At 66.1% G+C, this 15,778-nt stretch carries 14 protein-coding genes; 9 read left to right on the top strand and 5 right to left on the bottom strand.

The genetic code is table 11. The annotated features are described in order from the left end of the window. Nucleotides 1-65: 65 nt before the first annotated feature. From fmt to AC1PLU_RS20215, 4 genes are all read left to right on the top strand, one after another. Nucleotides 66-989, top strand: a complete 924-nt coding sequence (gene fmt, locus AC1PLU_RS20230; protein WP_481107079.1) for a methionyl-tRNA formyltransferase — start codon at nt 66-68, stop codon at nt 987-989. Then, the gene (gene rsmB / locus AC1PLU_RS20225; protein WP_481107078.1) at nt 989-2,299 is read left to right on the top strand and encodes a 16S rRNA (cytosine(967)-C(5))-methyltransferase RsmB; all 1,311 of its coding nucleotides are present in this window, start codon (nt 989-991) and stop codon (nt 2,297-2,299) included. The genes fmt and rsmB overlap by 1 nt, the downstream gene beginning before the upstream one ends. Before the next feature lie 47 nt (nt 2,300-2,346). Continuing rightward, nucleotides 2,347-4,068: an ArnT family glycosyltransferase gene (locus AC1PLU_RS20220; protein ID WP_481095126.1), complete on the top strand. Its 1,722-nt coding sequence runs from the start codon at nt 2,347-2,349 to the stop codon at nt 4,066-4,068. Between the two features lie 153 nt (nt 4,069-4,221). Then, nucleotides 4,222-5,493 carry an O-antigen ligase family protein gene (locus AC1PLU_RS20215; RefSeq protein ID WP_481107077.1) on the top strand — a complete coding sequence of 424 codons (1,272 nt, stop codon included), beginning with the start codon at nt 4,222-4,224 and terminating at the stop codon, nt 5,491-5,493. On the opposite strand, the gene AC1PLU_RS20210 is transcribed toward AC1PLU_RS20215, so the two are convergent. Next, nucleotides 5,478-6,302 (bottom strand): glycosyltransferase family 2 protein, encoded by an 825-nt coding sequence (locus AC1PLU_RS20210; protein WP_481107076.1) that lies wholly within the window; start codon nt 6,300-6,302, stop codon nt 5,478-5,480. The two genes, AC1PLU_RS20215 and AC1PLU_RS20210, sit on opposite strands and share 16 nt — an antisense overlap. On the opposite strand from AC1PLU_RS20210, the gene AC1PLU_RS20205 reads away from it, so the two are divergent. After that, complete coding sequence (locus AC1PLU_RS20205) at nt 6,303-7,361, top strand: CDP-glycerol glycerophosphotransferase family protein (RefSeq protein WP_481107075.1); 1,059 nt, start codon at nt 6,303-6,305, stop codon at nt 7,359-7,361. A gap of 80 nt (nt 7,362-7,441) precedes the next feature. Here AC1PLU_RS20205 and AC1PLU_RS20200 read toward each other — a convergent pair whose 3' ends face one another. Genes AC1PLU_RS20200 through ribA form a run of 3 tightly spaced genes read right to left on the bottom strand, consistent with a single transcriptional unit; the run spans nt 7,442 to nt 10,693 of the window. Further along, nucleotides 7,442-8,947 carry a PH domain-containing protein gene (locus AC1PLU_RS20200; RefSeq protein WP_481095129.1) on the bottom strand — a complete coding sequence of 502 codons (1,506 nt, stop codon included), beginning with the start codon at nt 8,945-8,947 and terminating at the stop codon, nt 7,442-7,444. Next, on the bottom strand, nt 8,944-9,543 hold the full coding sequence (locus AC1PLU_RS20195; protein WP_481095130.1) for a PH domain-containing protein: 600 nt from the start codon (nt 9,541-9,543) through the stop codon (nt 8,944-8,946). Before AC1PLU_RS20195 ends, AC1PLU_RS20200 begins: the two co-directional genes overlap by 4 nt. Before the next feature lie 16 nt (nt 9,544-9,559). Then, complete coding sequence (ribA, locus tag AC1PLU_RS20190; protein ID WP_481095131.1) at nt 9,560-10,693, bottom strand: GTP cyclohydrolase II RibA; 1,134 nt, start codon at nt 10,691-10,693, stop codon at nt 9,560-9,562. A 245-nt stretch (nt 10,694-10,938) separates the two neighbouring features. Here ribA and AC1PLU_RS20185 point away from each other — a divergent pair, with 245 nt between their 5' ends. Next, nucleotides 10,939-11,460 (top strand): N-acetyltransferase family protein, encoded by a 522-nt coding sequence (locus tag AC1PLU_RS20185; protein WP_481095132.1) that lies wholly within the window; start codon nt 10,939-10,941, stop codon nt 11,458-11,460. A 241-nt stretch (nt 11,461-11,701) separates the two neighbouring features. Here the strand turns inward: AC1PLU_RS20185 and AC1PLU_RS20180 are convergent, their stop codons facing one another. Next, a complete protein-coding gene (locus tag AC1PLU_RS20180) occupies nt 11,702-12,718 on the bottom strand; it encodes a lauroyl acyltransferase (RefSeq protein WP_481107074.1) in 1,017 nt (338 codons plus the stop codon). Here AC1PLU_RS20180 and dtd point away from each other — a divergent pair. The 3 genes from dtd to AC1PLU_RS20165 all read left to right on the top strand — a co-directional run bounded on the left by dtd (nt 12,717) and on the right by AC1PLU_RS20165 (nt 15,638). Beyond that, complete coding sequence (dtd, locus tag AC1PLU_RS20175; RefSeq protein ID WP_268212929.1) at nt 12,717-13,157, top strand: D-aminoacyl-tRNA deacylase; 441 nt, start codon at nt 12,717-12,719, stop codon at nt 13,155-13,157. The two genes, AC1PLU_RS20180 and dtd, sit on opposite strands and share 2 nt — an antisense overlap. 105 nt (nt 13,158-13,262) lie before the next feature. Then, nucleotides 13,263-15,140, top strand: a complete 1,878-nt coding sequence (gene rpoD / locus AC1PLU_RS20170; protein WP_055847682.1) for an RNA polymerase sigma factor RpoD — start codon at nt 13,263-13,265, stop codon at nt 15,138-15,140. A gap of 174 nt (nt 15,141-15,314) precedes the next feature. Continuing rightward, nucleotides 15,315-15,638, top strand: a complete 324-nt coding sequence (locus AC1PLU_RS20165; protein ID WP_481107073.1) for a DUF6566 family protein — start codon at nt 15,315-15,317, stop codon at nt 15,636-15,638. The last annotated feature ends 140 nt before the right edge of the window (nt 15,639-15,778 follow it).

The raw sequence follows: 15,778 nt of genomic DNA, 5'->3' as shown, positions 1-15,778 counted from the left end.
TCTCTCACCGATTGCCGAATCCGCCCCTGCGACTCCCCAATTTCCACTCCCGAATCCCCCGCCCAATGAAAATCATCTTCGCCGGTACGCCGGATTTTGCCGTCGCCTCGTTGCGCGCTGCCGCGCAGCGACATGAAGTGGTGGCGGTCTATACCCAGCCGGATCGGCCTGCCGGCCGCGGCCGTGGGCTGACCGCCTCGCCGGTCAAGCTGGAAGCGATTGCGCGCGGCATCCCGGTGTTTCAGCCGCAGACGCTGCGCTCGCCCGAGGCCCTGGCGACGCTGCGCGCGCTCGATGCCGACCTAATGGTGGTGGTGGCTTACGGCTTGGTCCTGCCCAAGGCAGTGCTGGCCGCGCCGACCTACGGCTGCTGGAATGTGCATGCCTCGTTGCTGCCGCGCTGGCGTGGCGCCGCGCCGATCCAGCGTGCGATCGAGGCCGGCGATACCGAAACCGGCGTGTGCCTGATGCAGATGGAAGCCGGTCTGGATACTGGCCCGGTGTTGCTGTCGCAACGTCTGGAGATCGGCGAGCAGGAAACCGGCGGGCAGCTGCACGACCGCCTGGCTGCGCTGGGTGCGCAGGTGCTGTCCGATGGACTGGGGTTGCTGCGTGCCGGCGTTCGCCCGGTGGCGCAACCGCAGCCGGCCGAGGGTGTGACCTACGCGCACAAGCTGGACAAGGCGCAGGCGCGGCTGGACTGGGCGCAGCCGGCGCAGGAACTGGCGCGGCGCGTGCGCGCGTTCAATCCGTGGCCGGTGGCCGAGGCGATGCTGGCCGGTGAGCGTGTGCGCCTGCATGGCGCAGTGGCGCTGGAGCTGGCACATCGGCAGGCGCCGGGCACCCTGCTCGCTGCCAGCAAGCAGGGCATCGATATCGCCTGCGGTGCGGGTGCGTTGCGGGTACGCGTCCTGCAGCGCGAGGGCGGCAAGGCGATCACCGCCGCCGACTACCTCAACGCGCGCCGCGATCTGCCGGCGCTGACCTGATGTCGACGGAAGCTGCCACTGCCGGCGTTGCCTCGCGTCTGGCCGCAGCGCGGGTGCTGACGGCGGTGTTCGACCAGGGCCGCTCGCTCAAGGCCGAGCTGGCCGCAAGCTTGCCCGGCCTAAGCGATCCACGCGACCGCGCGCTGGTGGAGGCGATCTGTTTTGCGGTGCTGCGCCGCCGCCCGGCCTACGACGTAGCGCTGCGGCAGTGGCTGGAGCGCCCGTTGCCGCCGCGCGATGCCGAACTGAAAGCGCTGCTGATGGCCGGCTTCGCGCAGCTCGACGTGTTGCAACTGCCCGCGCATGCGGCGTTGTCGGCCACCGTGGATGCGTGCCGTGCGCTGGGCCGGCCGCGTCAGGCCGGCATGGTCAACGCGATCCTGCGGCGTGCGCAGCGCGAGGGTTTCCCGGCAGTGTCTGCCGATGCCGGTTGGCCGTCCTGGTTGCGCAAGCAGCTGCGCGCCGATTGGGGCGACCACGCCGAAACCATCTTTGTGGCAAGCGCGCTGATGGCGCCGATGTGGCTGCGTGTGCATCGCGGGCGCACCGATCCGGCCGCATATGTCGCGCGCCTGGCCGAACTGGGCATCGCTGCCGAAATTGATCCGGTGTTGCCGGATGCGGTGCGCTTGCACAGTGCGCTGCCGGTGAGTCAATTGCCGGGTTTTGCCGAAGGCGAGGTCTCGGTGCAGGACGGCTCTGCGCAGCAGGTGGCCGATGCATTGCAGTTGGCCGCGTCCGCGCGCGTGCTCGATGCCTGCGCCGCGCCCGGTGGCAAGGCGGCGCACCTGCTGGAACGTCATCCCGGCCTGCAGCTCACCGCGCTGGATGTGGATGCGCGCCGGCTGGAACGCGTGCAGCAGACCCTGCAGCGCACCGTGCCAGGCGCGCAGGTGGTGCTGCATGCGGCCGACGCCGCCGATCCCGCCGCGTGGTGGGACGGGCAGCCGTTCGATGCGGTGCTGCTGGATGCGCCGTGTTCGGCCACCGGCGTGGTGCGCCGTCAACCGGATGTGCTGCTGCATCGCCGCGCCGACGATATCGATGCGGTGTGCGCCTTGCAGGCACGCTTGCTCGATGCGACCTGGCGCACGCTGCGTCCGGGCGGGCAGTTGCTTTACACCACCTGCTCCTTGCTCGCGCGTGAGAACCAGGCCCAGGTGGAGGCGTTTTTGCAACGCACCCCTGATGCCCAGGCACAGCCGTTGGGTGCGCAGTTTGGTCATGCGGCAGGGCCGGGGCGCCAGCGGTTTCCAGGCGAGCAGCACTGCGACGGATTTTTCTACACGCTTTTGCTAAAAACCTCCTGATCGCGCGCCGAGTCGGCGTTCCCTCCTGTTTCCCACTGCCGCCGGCCATGCTCAAGACCCGTGCTTCCACCGATTTCTGGCTGCTGGCCATCACCGCTGTATTGGTCATCGGTGCCGGGCTGGGATTGCGTGACCCTTGGCCGGCGGACGAGCCGCGTTTTGCGCTGGTCGCCAAGCAGATGGTGCTGAGCGGCGACTGGCTGTTCCCGCATCGCGGCAACGAGCTGTACTCGGACAAGCCGCCGATGCTGATGTGGCTGCAGGCGCTGTTCTACACGTTGTTGGGCAATTGGCGGGTGGCGTTCCTGCTGCCGTCGCTGCTGGCAGCCCTGGGCACGCTGGCCTGCGTGTACGACCTGGGGCGGCGGCTGTGGACCCGGCGCGTCGGCCTGTATGCGGCCTGGATGCTGCTGTTCACGTTGCACTTCACCTTCCAGGCCAAGAAGGCGCAGATCGACCCGCTGGTGGTGTTCTGGATCACCCTGGCCAATTACGGGCTGTTGCGCCATCTGTTGATGGGCCCGGCCTGGCGCTGGTGGACGCTGGGCTGGTTCGCCGCCGGGCTGGGCGTGATCACCAAAGGCGTCGGGGTGATCGCGTTGCTGATGCTGATCCCGGCCGGCATTGCGTCGGCGCGCGGTTGGCCGGGCGTACGCGTGCATGTGCGCGATCGGCGCTTCTGGCTGGGGCCGCTGTTTTTCTTTGTCGCGATCCTGCTGTGGTTCGTGCCGATGATGGTGACCGCGCTGACCGCAGGTCAGCCCGAATACCGCGTGTATCTCAACGACATCCTGCTGCGCCAGACCGCCAAGCGCTACGCCAGCTCCTGGGACCACGCGCAACCGGTCTGGTACCACTTGAAGGGCATGGCCACGATGTGGCTGCCGACCATCCTGCTGCTGCCATGGGCGATCCCGGCCTGGCGGCGCCGGCTCAAGCGCCGCGATCCGCGCTATCTGCTGCCGCTGGCGTGGTGGCTGTTGGTGCTGGTGTTCTTCACCATTCCCAGCGGCAAGCGCGATGTCTACATCCTGCCGGCGCTGCCGATGTTCTGCCTGGCGCTGGCGCCGTTGGCGGCGGGGCTGTTGCGCCGCGCCGGGGTGCAACGCATGTTGTTCGGATTCGCGCTGCTGCTGACGTTGGTCTTCAGCGTTGGCGGGGTGGCGATGCTGATCGGGCATCCGGGCTTCGAGCAGAAGATCATGGACAGCCGCGGAGTCGGCAGCGAGGCGACCGACCCGCTCGGCTGGCTGTTGCTGGCGGTTGGGGTATGGGGTGTGGCCAGCCTGCTGTTGCTGCGGATGCGCCGCTCCGCGCTTGCGGTCGCCTCGCTGCTGGGTGCGTGGTGGGTGGCATTCGGGCTGGTCTGCTACCCGATCTTCAACGACTCCAGCTCGTCGGGCGCGGTGATGCGGGAAGCCGGGCGCCGGATCGGGGTAGATGCGCAGCTCGGGCTGGTGGCCTGGAAAGAGCAGAACCTGCTGATGGCCGACCGCCCCGCGCAGACCTTCGGCTTCAAGGTGCCGTGGGAACAACAGCTGCAACGCGGGGTGACCTGGCAGGCAGAGCAGCCTGCGCAACGCTGGCTGTTGGTACAGGAGACGGCGTTGCTGGCCTGCGTGGATCGCAGTCGCAGCCAATTGGTGGGGGTTGCCAACCGTCGTCGCTGGTGGCTGGTGCCGGCCGATGCGGTGCGCGGCAGCTGCGTGGCGAGCTCCAACGAGCGGGCGGTGGAAGCGCAGGAGCAGGGCAACCTGGAGACCGAATGAGGGCGCCGAGCACACCTTCCTGGCGCGATTTGCGCCGCGTCAATGCCGCCGCTGGCCGCTGTCTAGCGACGATTCATGCGGGGCATCGTTAGCTTGGCCGGCGTTGCCGCTGCGTGTTGCCCGCTTTAGCCTCCCTTTTGCCACCGATGCTCGATGAATTCCTTGCCCACTCAACCCGCTTCGCTGTCGCAGACTGCCCCCATCGCATCGCGGGCAGGCGTGCGCATCGCCGAACTGGGCGTGTTCCTGATGACCGCGCTGGTGGTCAGCATGCCGAGCGGCCTGCTGCCGTTCGGCGTGTGCCTGCTGCTCGGTTCGCTGGTGGGTTGGCGCAACCTGCGTGCGGGCATCGTCACGCGCGATGGGTCGCTACGTGCGCTGGGCTGGCTGACGGCGGCGGTCATCGCGATGTCGCTGCTGTCGATCGCCCTGTTCGAACATGGGCTGCGCGACGTCGATAACCGCTCGCGCTTTCTGGTGTTGCCGTGGGCTGCGTTGTGGGCGTACGCGCTGCAACCGCGCCAGGTCTGGTTGTGGCGCGGTGCACTGGCCGGCGTGTTCGCAGCCATGTTGATCGCCTTGTTGCAGGTGATGAACGGTGCCGACCGCGCAGAAGGCTTTACCAACGCGATTGTGTTTGCCGATATCACGCTGATGCTGCTGGTGGTGGCGGTGTTCTGTCGCCCGGTCGGCAACGTGCGCTGGCTGGTCGGCGCGGCCGTCGCGGCGGTGGTGGTGATCGTGCTCAGTGGCAGCCGTGGTGTGTACCTGTCGTTGCTGGTGACCCTGGGTGTGCTGATCTGGGGCGCGGCCTGGCATAGCCCGCGCATGCGTTTGCTGGCTTTCATCGGCAGCGGAGTGCTGGCGGTGGGCGTGATCGTCAGCGTGCCGGCCTTGACCGATCAGATGCGTCTGGGCGAATTGCAGCGAGATCTGCAACGCTACGAAGTCGGCGACAGCGATTCGTCTGCAGGCGCCCGTATCGAGCGCCTGCATGTGGCCTGGGACACCTTGCGCGCGCATCCGCTCACCGGCGTAGGTGTCGGGCGTTTCGACGATGCGATGCGCGAGCTACCGGTGTGTGCCGGCGATACCTGGTTGCTGCGTTGTCACCTGGGTCACGCGCACAACGATCTGGCCGAATGGGGCGCTACGCAGGGCGTTCCGGGCCTGCTGCTGTTGATCGCGGTATATGGCGTGCCGTTGTGGATCTTCGTGCGGTTGCATCGGCGCAGCGGGCAGCGCCAGTTCCGTGGGCCGGCAGCGGCCGGCGTGATGATCGTGATCAGCTACGCGCTGTGCGGGCTGACGCAATCGATGTTCGCGCATCAGGTCTCGGCAAGTTTCTACACGGCGATGGTCGGTGTGCTGGTTGGCCTGGCAGCGCGCCAGGCACAGCAGGCTGCAGCTCAGTCGCTGCGTTGATCGTCCGCGCGTGGCGGGTCCTGCACCGGTTGGTTGTGCTGTAGCAGCCACAACATGATGGTCTTCTGGCGCACGTAGTTGGCGCGCACATAGGCGTAGATCAGCCCGTGCCAGCCATCGCGAAAACCGCCGCGCAGCAGATAGCCGCGCCAGAAACGCCAGGCCGGCGCCAGCACCAGCTTGCTCCAGGTCGCGCGTTTGCCGCGTGCGTACTCGTGCTCGGCCATCATCTGCGCATAGCGCTGGGTCTTGGCCAGCTGCTGCGCCAGTGAGCGATACGGGTAATGAATCAGATCGCCGGGCAGGGTGACGACGGTTCCATCCACACTCGCCGCTTCGTGGATCTCGCGCTTGCCGCGCCAGCCGCCACGCCGGCGATCGAACAGGCGCAGCACGCGATCCGGATAGGCATTGCCATGGCGCAGAAAGCGGCCGAAGTAATCTGACAGCCGTGCGAAGCGATAGCCGGCCGCCGCGGTGAAGCCCGCATCGCGCGCGGCGATGATCGAGCTGCGCAAGGCATCGCTGATGCGTTCGTCGGCATCCAGGCACAGCACCCAGTCGTGGCTGGCCTGTTCGACGCAATACGCTTTCTGGCTGCGATAGCCGTCGAAGTCGCGTTGCAACACGTGTGCGCCAAGCGCGGTGGCCAGCGCCACGGTGGCGTCGGTGGAGCCGGAGTCCACCACCACGATCTCGTCGCAGAACGCCAGCGAGCTCAGACAGTCGCGTAGGCGATCGGCCTCGTTGAACGCGATAATGCAGGCGCTGATGCGCGGCCGTTCGTCGGGTGCGGTCAAAGAGGACATGTGATGGCCGAGTACCTGCTGTTCGCAACGGAGCGTTACGCGTTGCCTATTCTGGCGCCATTGGCGCAGGCATTACAGACCCGCGGTCACTCCGTGTCGGCCTGGTTCGAGGGCGGTGCGTGCGGGCTGGCCTTGCCGGGTGTGCGCGAGGTCGGCCTGCGCGAGGCGCTGGCGTTGCGTCCGCGTGCGGTGTTCAGCGCGGCCAACTGGGTGCCGCCGTTTATTTCCGGTGCCAAGGTGCAGCTCTTCCATGGCTTCAACGTGCAAAAACGCGAAGACAATCGCGGGCATTTCCGCGTGCGCGGTCTGTTCGATCTGTACTGCACGCAAGGTCCGGCCACCACGGCACCGTTTCGTGCATTGGCCACGCGCGAAGGGCATTTTGCAGTGGTCGAAACCGGCTGGCCGAAGCTCGACCCGGTGTTCCGCGACGATGGCGGACGCAGCGCCGCGTTGCGCGCGCCAGCCAACGGGCGGCCGGTGATCCTGTTCGGCTCCACGTTTACCGAGCGCTTGAGCGCTGCGCCTGCGCTCTATGCTGAGATCGCCGCCGATATCGCGCGCGGCGCGCATTATTGGCTGCTGACCTTGCACCCGAAGTGCGCGCCAGAACTGTTCGATCGCTATCGCGCGCTGGCCGGGCCGAATGCCCGCTTCGTCGAACCCGAAGAGGTCATGGCCGCGCAGCGTGCGGCCGATGTGCTGGTGTCGGACACCTCATCGATCGTCTCCGAATTCGTGGTGCAACACAAACCGGTGGTGACCTTTCGCAACCGCGTACCGCAGCCGCATATGCTCGACTTTCAGCAAGCAGAGCAGTTGCCGGAGCAACTGGCGCGCGCACTGGCGCCGGATGCGGCGCTGCGTAGCGCGCTGGCCAGTTATGCCGACGCGATCCATCCATATCGCGATGGGCAGTCGTCGGCGCGTGTGATTGCCGCGACCGAGGACTTTATCGCCGGCAAGCTCGGCCCGTTGCGACGCAAGCCGTTGGGTGCGCTATGGCGCGGGCTGCAGATTCGGCGCGAACTCGGGTATTGGGGGCCGGCGCAACGTTGATTGCTGGTGTGGTTGCCCGGTGACGCGATGTTGCCGCCAATCAGCGGTGTTGATCCGACCTGCCAATCCCCAATCCCCAATCACCAGCGCAACTTGCGCCGCGTCAACGCCGCACCGAGTTGTGCCTGCAGCTGCTGCGCCTGCGCCAACGGCACAAAGCGCAGGCGTAACGCCGGGCCGGTTGCGCTGGCGCCGGCGGTGTCCAGCCAGAGCGTGGCGGTGCCGGACAACCGATCCAGCGGCGAGCGTTGCAGTTGCAGCGCCTGCAGCTTGTCTAGTTCGGCCAGCCGCCACCAACGCTTCCACCAGCCACCGCGCACGGCCACATACCGCGCATCCAGCGCATAGCCCATGCGTTGCACCTGGCGATACGCCTTGAACGCACTCCAGGGCAACCACAGCAACACCCACGCCGCCTGATTGCCGAATTGCCAGGCCAGGCCGGCCATCAGCGGCAGCAGCAACAGCAACGTGGGCAGGCTCAGCCGCCACCAGCAATGCGTGGCGATCGACTGCCACTGCGCAGGCGGCCAGGCAGCACCGGGCAGCAGGCGCTGCAATAAGGCATCGCAGCGCTGCGGGTCGGCGATCGGCGCGAGTTCCTTCAACGCGCTGCCTTCGTTATCGCCAGTGCCTGCCACGGCAGTGTCCACGCGCAACTGGCGCCGGCCGAACAGGCGATGCAGGCGGCTTTCGTACAGCGTCCACGACTGGATCCGCCGCAACGCCACGCTGCTGCGGACGCGCGTCAGCAGGCCGCGCTCCACGGTGAGACGGCGCTCGGATTCACTGAGATGAAAGCCATGGTATTGCGCCACCGCCAAGGCCACAGAGAGCGCGCGCATTGCGAGTAAGACCGCTAAAAAGCCGATCAGCACCAGCGCAGCGGTGACTGCCGTGCCCGGATGGATCTGGCTGACATAGCGATACGCCAGCTCGCCATTGTGTTCGACGAAGTTGGACACCGTGCGGCGCGGAATCATCTGGTAGATCACACCGAAACTGGCTGCCACCACCACCATGCCGCGATTGGAAATCAGCCCCAGCCGGATCACTTCGCCCATCGGCAGGCGCAGTAGCGTGTTGCTGTTGTTGTCGAGCTGCGGCGCGGCGGCATCGGTGTGGTGCGCGCGGCGACGGATCAGGTCTTCCAGCGCCAGTGCCTGATCCAGCCGCAGCACGCGCATTTCCGCTTCGGGTTTGTGGCCACCGGCCGATTCCAGCCGCACTTCGGCCACGCCGGCCAGCCGGTGCAGCAGCGATTGATGCACCACCACGTTGTGGATACGCGCGAACGGGATGTCGCGCCGGCTGCGTTCCAGCAGGCCGCTGCGAATGGCCACGCCGTCGGTGCCGATGCGGTAGCGGTAGGTGAAGTAGCGCAGCACCGAAATCGCCACCAGCACCGCGATCACCACGCCGGTGGCGATGTGGTCGGCAAAATCGCGGCTGCCGTCGCGGCTGCCGAACAACACGAGCGCGGCCAGCGGAATCAGGAACTGGCGGATCTGCTGCAGCAGCACGAACATCCACGACAGCGGATGCAGGCGCTGTTCGGCGTCGCCGGGATGTTCGATCGCGCTCACAGCGCGTCGTCGTCGTGATCGAGCTGGCGCGCGAGGCGGTCGCGCAACCGCTCGGCATCGTCCTGATCCAGGCCGGACAACGCCACTGCATTGAGCCGGCTGCCGGCGGTGTGCACCACCAGTGTGGTCAGGCGCGTGGCGCGCTCGATCGGGCCGCGGCGCAGATCCACATGCTGCACGCGCGAGATCGGAATCCGTGTGTCGCTCTGCCACAGGTGGCCGCGTTGCAGCGCCAGGCCGTGCTGGTCGAGCTTCCAATGGGTGAGCCGATGCCGTTTGACTGCAAACCAGGCACTCAGTGCAGCGGCTATCAACGTCACGCCCAGCACCACCGGCCAGTAACCCCAGGCGTGCAGCGCGGTGGCCATCACGCCAGCGGCAATCAGCCCGGCGAATCCGCCGCCCAGTGCGCCATTCACCCCGGCCACATAGGCGCCACGCTGCGGTAGCGCCTGCCACTGTGCGTGGTCCACGGCCTGAGTCTCTGCTGGAGCAGGCTGGACGATGACATCGGGGTGCGGCGGTGGAACGTCGTGCACTAGGCTGGCCTGCAGAAGCGGTGCGCAAGCATAGCCGGGCGCCGAGGGCGGGCGCATCCGGCGCAGGCCGTGCTTACTGAGCGGCCAGAATCAGCGCATCCACATCCAGCGCGTGGCCGGCACGGGCGGCCTTGGTGCGCAGGTATTGCTCGTTTTCGGGGGTGATGTCGCCGGTGACCGGGATGCGGTCTTCGACGCTGATGCCGGCCGCGCGCAGGCGTTCGGCCTTGGCGGGGTTGTTGGTCAACAGCCGGATCCGGCCGATGCCCAGGCCGCGCAGCATTGCCACCGCGCTGCCGTAGCGACGCTCGTCCGGGCCGAAGCCCAGTTGCGCGTCGGCATCGATGGTATCCAGGCCGGCATGTTGATAGCCGTAAGCGCGCATCTTGGCAGCGATGCCGGTGCCGCGGCCTTCCTGGTCCAGATACAGCAGCACGCCGCCGCCGAGGTCTTTCAGCTTGGCCAGGCCGTGCCGCAGCTGGTCGCCGCAATCGCATTTGAGCGAGCCGAACAGATCGCCGGTCAGGCACGAGGAATGCACGCGTACTGGCACCGCAGCCGAGAGGTCGGGCTGGCCGACCACGATCGCCACCTGGTCGCGCTGCGCCACCCCGCCTCGAAACACCACGAATTCGCTCATGCCCAGGCCGCGCAACGGCACCGGCGTACGCGTGACCAGCTCGTAGCCGGCGGCGGCGGATTTGGCGCAGCCGGCGCCCAGGTCGTCCAACGCCAGTGACTGGCAGCCGGCGAAGGCAGCCAGGTCGTCCGCGTCGCGCAGGTCTACCGCCAGCATCGCCGGCAGCAATAGCCCCAGACGCGCGATCTCCACTGCGCCTGCGTCAAGCGCATCGCCGGGTGTCCACTGCGTCGGTACCGGCGTGTCGCGCAGATAAGCCAGCGCGGCAAGCTGGTCGTAGCTGTGTTCGATCAGCGCCACGCGCGCGCCCTGCGGCGCGCTCAAGCCCAGTACCTGGGCGCGGGTCGGGGTGACGAACAGATAGTGACGCCCCTGCGCCGCACGCGCGAAGGCCGCATACGACTGCGCGGTGCTGCTGTCCAACGCCAGCACCGCGCGCGCCTGCCCGTTGGCAGCCGTCAGCAGCACCGGGCGGCCGGATCGCAGTTCGGAGGCGGCGCGCTCACAGCGGATCGCCGCCGGATCACCGAAGGCGTGTGCGCTGGGGGAGAGGACGGGGCTGCTCATGCACGACTCCAGATGGGGATTGCCACGGCCGCTTCAAGGCGGACGCCGCCGCAGCCACTGGGTGGTCGCGTGACGCCATTGTCGCGTGGTTCGCAACGCCCGGTCGCCACGGCGCTGTGGAACGCTGCATCCAGCGGATGCAGATTGGGTGGCGCAGCAGGCGCCGATTGGTTGCATGCCGGTCGCGTTGTTCATCGCCCGGCAATGCTTTTTAATCCCAAGACCCTCTGCCCGCCTAGGACCCCATGTCTCTTATCGACTGCAGCGAAGCCCGCCACGCCAGCGCCATCCTGGACATCTTCAACGATGCCATCGCCAACTCGACCGCGCTGTACGACTACAAGCCACGGCCACCGGAGAGCATGGTCGGCTGGTTTGCGACCAAGCTGGCGGGCGGCTTTCCGGTGATTGGTGTGGAAGACACCGACGGCACCTTGATGGGCTTTGCCAGCTACGGCACGTTCCGCGCCTGGCCGGCGTTCAAGTACAGCGTGGAGCATTCGATCTACGTGCATCGCGACCATCGCGGCAAAGGGCTGGGGCGCACGCTGCTGCAGGCCTTGATCGCCGCGGCGCAGGAGCGCGGTGTGCATGTACTGGTCGGCGGCATCGATGCCAGCAATCAGGCCAGCATCGCCTTGCACGAACAATTCGGCTTCACCCACGCCGGCACGGTGCGCGAGGCCGGTTTCAAGTTCGGGCGTTGGCTGGATCTGGCGTTCTATCAGCGCATTCTGGCCACACCGGCCGATCCACACGACGATTGAATAGTGCTGCCTGGCGCCGACACGGCGTGCCGCGCTCTGTTCGCACCCTTGTTTGAGCCGGGCTGAGCGGTCGGGCGATGTAGCGAGTTACTGCGACGCGGCCTCACCCAGTGCCTGTCTGCGATGGAGGCGATCGGAATGCGCTGCGTGTCAACGCAGCGTTGCACGGGATCTGTTGCACAGGATCTGCAGCCAGGAGCGGCTAGCAAAACGTAGCCGTGCCGTCGGTGTGCTGGCCAATCTAGTGCGGATGCCGCTCGGTCGCATACGGATTGGCCTCGCCGCTGCCTGGCGGGCGCAGCGTGTAGCGCTTGTAGGTCCACTGGTATTGCACCGGGTCGCGCCGGGCGATCTGTTCGATGCCTGCATTGAGCGCGCTGGCCGCGCGCACCGGGTCTGCATCGGCCACCGCCGGGTCGGACGGCTGCACATGCAGCGCGAACTGCAGATCGCCACCGGCGCGTTCGCACCAGCCGTACAGCACGATCGCGCCGGTACGTTCGGCAAGCCGGTTGACCAGGGTCATGGTCAAGGCCGGAATGCCGAAGAACGGCGCAAAGACGCCATCGCCCATCTTCGGTTGCTGGTCGGGCAGGATGCCGACCGCGCCGCCGTCCTTGAGCACCTTGAACAACTGCCGCACCGCCGGGCCTTCGGCACGCACCTGACGCACGTTGTCGCCGCCGCGGGCCAGTTGCAGGAAGCCGTCCACCGTGTCCGACTCCGGCGGGCGGTACACGATCGCGATCGGCCCGCGTTCGGACAGCCACTGGTTGAGCAGTTCCCAGTTACCGAAGTGCGGTGCTGCCACGATCACCCCGCGTCCGGAGGCCAGCGCTGCGTCGTAGAGCTCCTGGCCATTGCGTTGCAGGCGTGCCAGGTTCTCGGCCGGCGGGCGGGTCCAGGTGCGCAGCACTTCCAGTGTCTGCCGCGCGGTCGAACGCAGCACCTGCGCATGCAGCTGCGCGCGCTGGCCGGCATCCAGTTCCGGGTACGCCAACTCCAGGTTGCGACGTGCCACGCGGCTCTCGCGCGCATCGAGTTTGCGCCAGCTCCAGGCCAGCGTATCGGCCACACGTTTGAGCAGCGGCCACGGCAGGCGACCCACGGTGGCGGCGGTGGCGTAGAGCAGGCGAGCGCGAGCATCAGGTTTCATCGACGTAATTCTAAACAGCGCGGTCGCCGAAGGCCCGCGCGTGACAGTACGGGCAGTGCTGGGCATGCTGCGCGACACAGTTTGCTCAACCACAATGCCCATGCTTGCACTGATCCAACGCGTCACCCGGGCCTGCGTCACTGTCGATGCAGAGCGCGTCGGTCAGATCGGTCCCGGGCTGTTGGCCCTGGTCGGGGTCGAACCCGGCGACAGCGATGCGCAGATCCGGCGCCTGGCCGAACGCCTGCTCGGCTATCGCGTCTTCGCCGACGACGCCGGCAAGATGAACCGCTCACTCACCGAGACCGCGGGCGGGCTGCTGCTGGTCAGCCAGTTCACCCTGGTTGCAGACACCAGCTCCGGCACCCGGCCCGGCTTCAGTACAGCCGCACCACCGCTGGAGGCTGAACGGGCGTTCAATCAATTGGTGGCGATCTGCCGCGAAAAACATCGCGGCGGGGTGGAAACCGGGCGTTTCGGTGCCCATATGGTTGTCGACCTGGTCAACGATGGCCCGGTGACCTTCCTTCTCAGGCCCTAGCCAGCGCTACACCAGCGGTCTCGTCTTGAATCCGGCAGACGGGGCTTCACGCTGGTATAATGCTAGGTCCTCTTTCCAATCTCAAAGCCGGTGGCGCGAGCATCCATGGCCAACGAACGTCCTGCCCAGCAATCCGACATCAAGCTACTGATCAGCAAGGGCCTGGAACAGGGCTATCTGACCTACGCCGAAGTCAATGACCATCTGCCCGACGACCTGGTCGACCCGGAGCAGATCGAAGACATCATCAGCATGATCAACGGCATGGGCATCGATGTCCATGAAGTTGCGCCCGATGCTGAAACCCTGTTGCTCAACGATGGCAACACCGGCAACCGCGAGGTTGACGATACCGCCGCCGAAGAAGCCGCCGCCGCGCTGACCGCGCTCGACACCGAAGGTGGCCGTACCACCGACCCGGTGCGCATGTACATGCGCGAAATGGGCACGGTCGAGCTGCTGACCCGCGAAGGCGAAATCGCCATCGCCAAGCGCATTGAAGAGGGCCTGAGCCAGGTCCAGGCAGCATTGGGCGTGTTCCCGCTGTCGACCGAGATGCTGCTGGCCGATTACGAAGCGCACAAAGAAGGCAAGAAGCGTCTGGCCGAGATCGTGGTCGGCTTCAACGACCTGATTGAAGAAGCCGACGCTGCTGCTGCGGCGCTTGCCGCCGCCGGCCCGGTTGCCGTCTCCGAAGACGATGCTGCCGACGACGACGATGCCGAGGATGGCGACGACGACGCTGCCGAAGAAGAGGCCGGCCCGACCGGTCCGGACCCGGTGGAAGTGGCAACGCGCATGGAGAACCTGGCCAACGAATACGCCAAGTTCAAGAAGATCTATGCCAAGAACGGCGCCGAGCACAAGCTGGTGGTCAAGGCGCGCGAGGACATGGCCGCCATCTTCACCACGCTCAAGCTGCCGCTGCCGCTGACCGACGCGTTGGTCACCCAGCTGCGTGGCGTGGTCAACGGCATCAAGGACCACGAGCGCAAGGTGCTGCACCTGGCCACCACCGTGGCACGCATGCCGCGCAAGGACTTCATCCGTTCCTGGGAAGGCAACCAGACCAACCTGGAATGGGTGGAAGACGCCCTCAAGCGCAAGCAGAAGTGGTCGTCGGCGCTGCGCGATGTCAAGGATCAGATCGTCTCCGAGCAGCAAGGCTCGATCGAGATGGAGAAGGCCAACTACCTGACCCTGGGCGAGATCAAGGAGATCAGCCGCGCGATGGCCTATGGCGAAGCCAAGGCACGCAAGGCCAAGAAGGAAATGGTCGAGGCCAACCTGCGTCTGGTCATTTCCATCGCCAAGAAGTACACCAATCGTGGCCTGCAGTTCCTCGACCTGATCCAGGAAGGCAACATCGGCCTGATGAAGGCGGTGGACAAGTTCGAATACCGTCGCGGGTACAAGTTCTCCACGTATGCAACGTGGTGGATCCGTCAGGCCATTACCCGTTCGATCGCCGATCAGGCGCGCACCATCCGTATTCCGGTGCACATGATCGAAACGATCAACAAGTTGAACCGCATTTCCCGTCAGATGCTCCAGCAGTTCGGCCGCGAGGCCACGCCGGAGGAACTGGCCAAGGAAATGGACATGCCCGAGGACAAGATCCGCAAGGTGATGAAAATCGCCAAGGAGCCGATCTCGATGGAAACCCCGATCGGCGACGACGAGGATTCGCATCTGGGCGACTTCATCGAGGACACCAATGTGGAGTCCCCGATCGACAACACCACCAACATCAATCTCTCCGAGACGGTGCGTGATGTGTTGGCCGGCCTCACCCCGCGCGAAGCCAAGGTGCTGCGGATGCGCTTCGGTATCGACATGAACACCGATCACACGCTGGAAGAAGTCGGCAAGCAGTTCGACGTCACCCGCGAGCGGATTCGTCAGATAGAGGCCAAGGCGTTGCGCAAGCTGCGTCACCCGAGCCGTTCGGAGCAGCTGCGCTCGTTCCTCGATATCGACTGATATCAGCGCGATTTCAACGCAGTGATCACAACAGCCCCGCAATCGCGGGGCTGTTGCGTTATGGGTCAGCCGAAGGACGATACTTGCAATAAGCGTGGGGGATGCGTGCCACGGCAGCGTATTGCGGCGCTACGGCATTCACGCATCAGCGACGAAGCCGCACGGCGCCGCAACATGAAATCGGCGCTTCTCCAAAGCTCACGTGGTGTTCTAGCCGTGCCTTCTAAGTTGACGGACGCACGCACACGAGACCGCCTTATGAGCAGGCAAAGCCGCTTTGAAACCACCACGTACCGCGACCACGAGATCCGCGTACGCGTCGAGCGCGCTGCGCCGGAGGCCAACTGGACGTTGCAGGTCGATGTGTATGCGCTTGGCGGCCAACGCCAGCCACGCATCGACGATCAGGGGCCTGGTTGGGAGACGTATCAGGACGCTATTGCGCAAGGGTTTCAAGCGGGGCGGAAGTTGATCGATGCGCAGTTTGAGATGGCGTAGTGGCCGGGCTGAGGATTGGGGATTAGTGATTCGGAATTGCTGAGGTATGTGTAGCGCTAGATGGTTCACCCTCGAATAGTGCGGCAGGACAGATTGATCGCGTACACCTTTAAAGCCTGGCTCACGCCGGGCTTTTCTGT

This window comes from Xanthomonas sp. NCPPB 2933 (assembly GCF_056725225.1).
Note: the sequence above shows the minus strand (reverse complement) of the source record. Positions and strands in the feature narration are given on the sequence as shown.

Bases quoted from the DNA above. Each gene is read 5' to 3' on its own strand.
- dtd (WP_268212929.1), top strand. From the start codon at position 12,717: ATGCTTGCACTGATCCAACGCGTCACCCGGGCCTGCGTCACTGTCGAT.
- AC1PLU_RS20220 (WP_481095126.1), top strand. From the start codon at position 2,347: ATGCTCAAGACCCGTGCTTCCACCGATTTCTGGCTGCTGGCCATCACC.
- AC1PLU_RS20165 (WP_481107073.1), top strand. From the start codon at position 15,315: ATGAAATCGGCGCTTCTCCAAAGCTCACGTGGTGTTCTAGCCGTGCCT.
- fmt (WP_481107079.1), top strand. From the start codon at position 66: ATGAAAATCATCTTCGCCGGTACGCCGGATTTTGCCGTCGCCTCGTTG.
- AC1PLU_RS20185 (WP_481095132.1), top strand. From the start codon at position 10,939: ATGTCTCTTATCGACTGCAGCGAAGCCCGCCACGCCAGCGCCATCCTG.
- ribA (WP_481095131.1), bottom strand. From the start codon at position 10,693: ATGAGCAGCCCCGTCCTCTCCCCCAGCGCACACGCCTTCGGTGATCCG.
- AC1PLU_RS20195 (WP_481095130.1), bottom strand. From the start codon at position 9,543: ATGCGCCCGCCCTCGGCGCCCGGCTATGCTTGCGCACCGCTTCTGCAG.
- rsmB (WP_481107078.1), top strand. From the start codon at position 989: ATGTCGACGGAAGCTGCCACTGCCGGCGTTGCCTCGCGTCTGGCCGCA.
- AC1PLU_RS20210 (WP_481107076.1), bottom strand. From the start codon at position 6,302: ATGTCCTCTTTGACCGCACCCGACGAACGGCCGCGCATCAGCGCCTGC.
- rpoD (WP_055847682.1), top strand. From the start codon at position 13,263: ATGGCCAACGAACGTCCTGCCCAGCAATCCGACATCAAGCTACTGATC.
- AC1PLU_RS20215 (WP_481107077.1), top strand. From the start codon at position 4,222: ATGAATTCCTTGCCCACTCAACCCGCTTCGCTGTCGCAGACTGCCCCC.
- AC1PLU_RS20180 (WP_481107074.1), bottom strand. From the start codon at position 12,718: ATGGGCATTGTGGTTGAGCAAACTGTGTCGCGCAGCATGCCCAGCACT.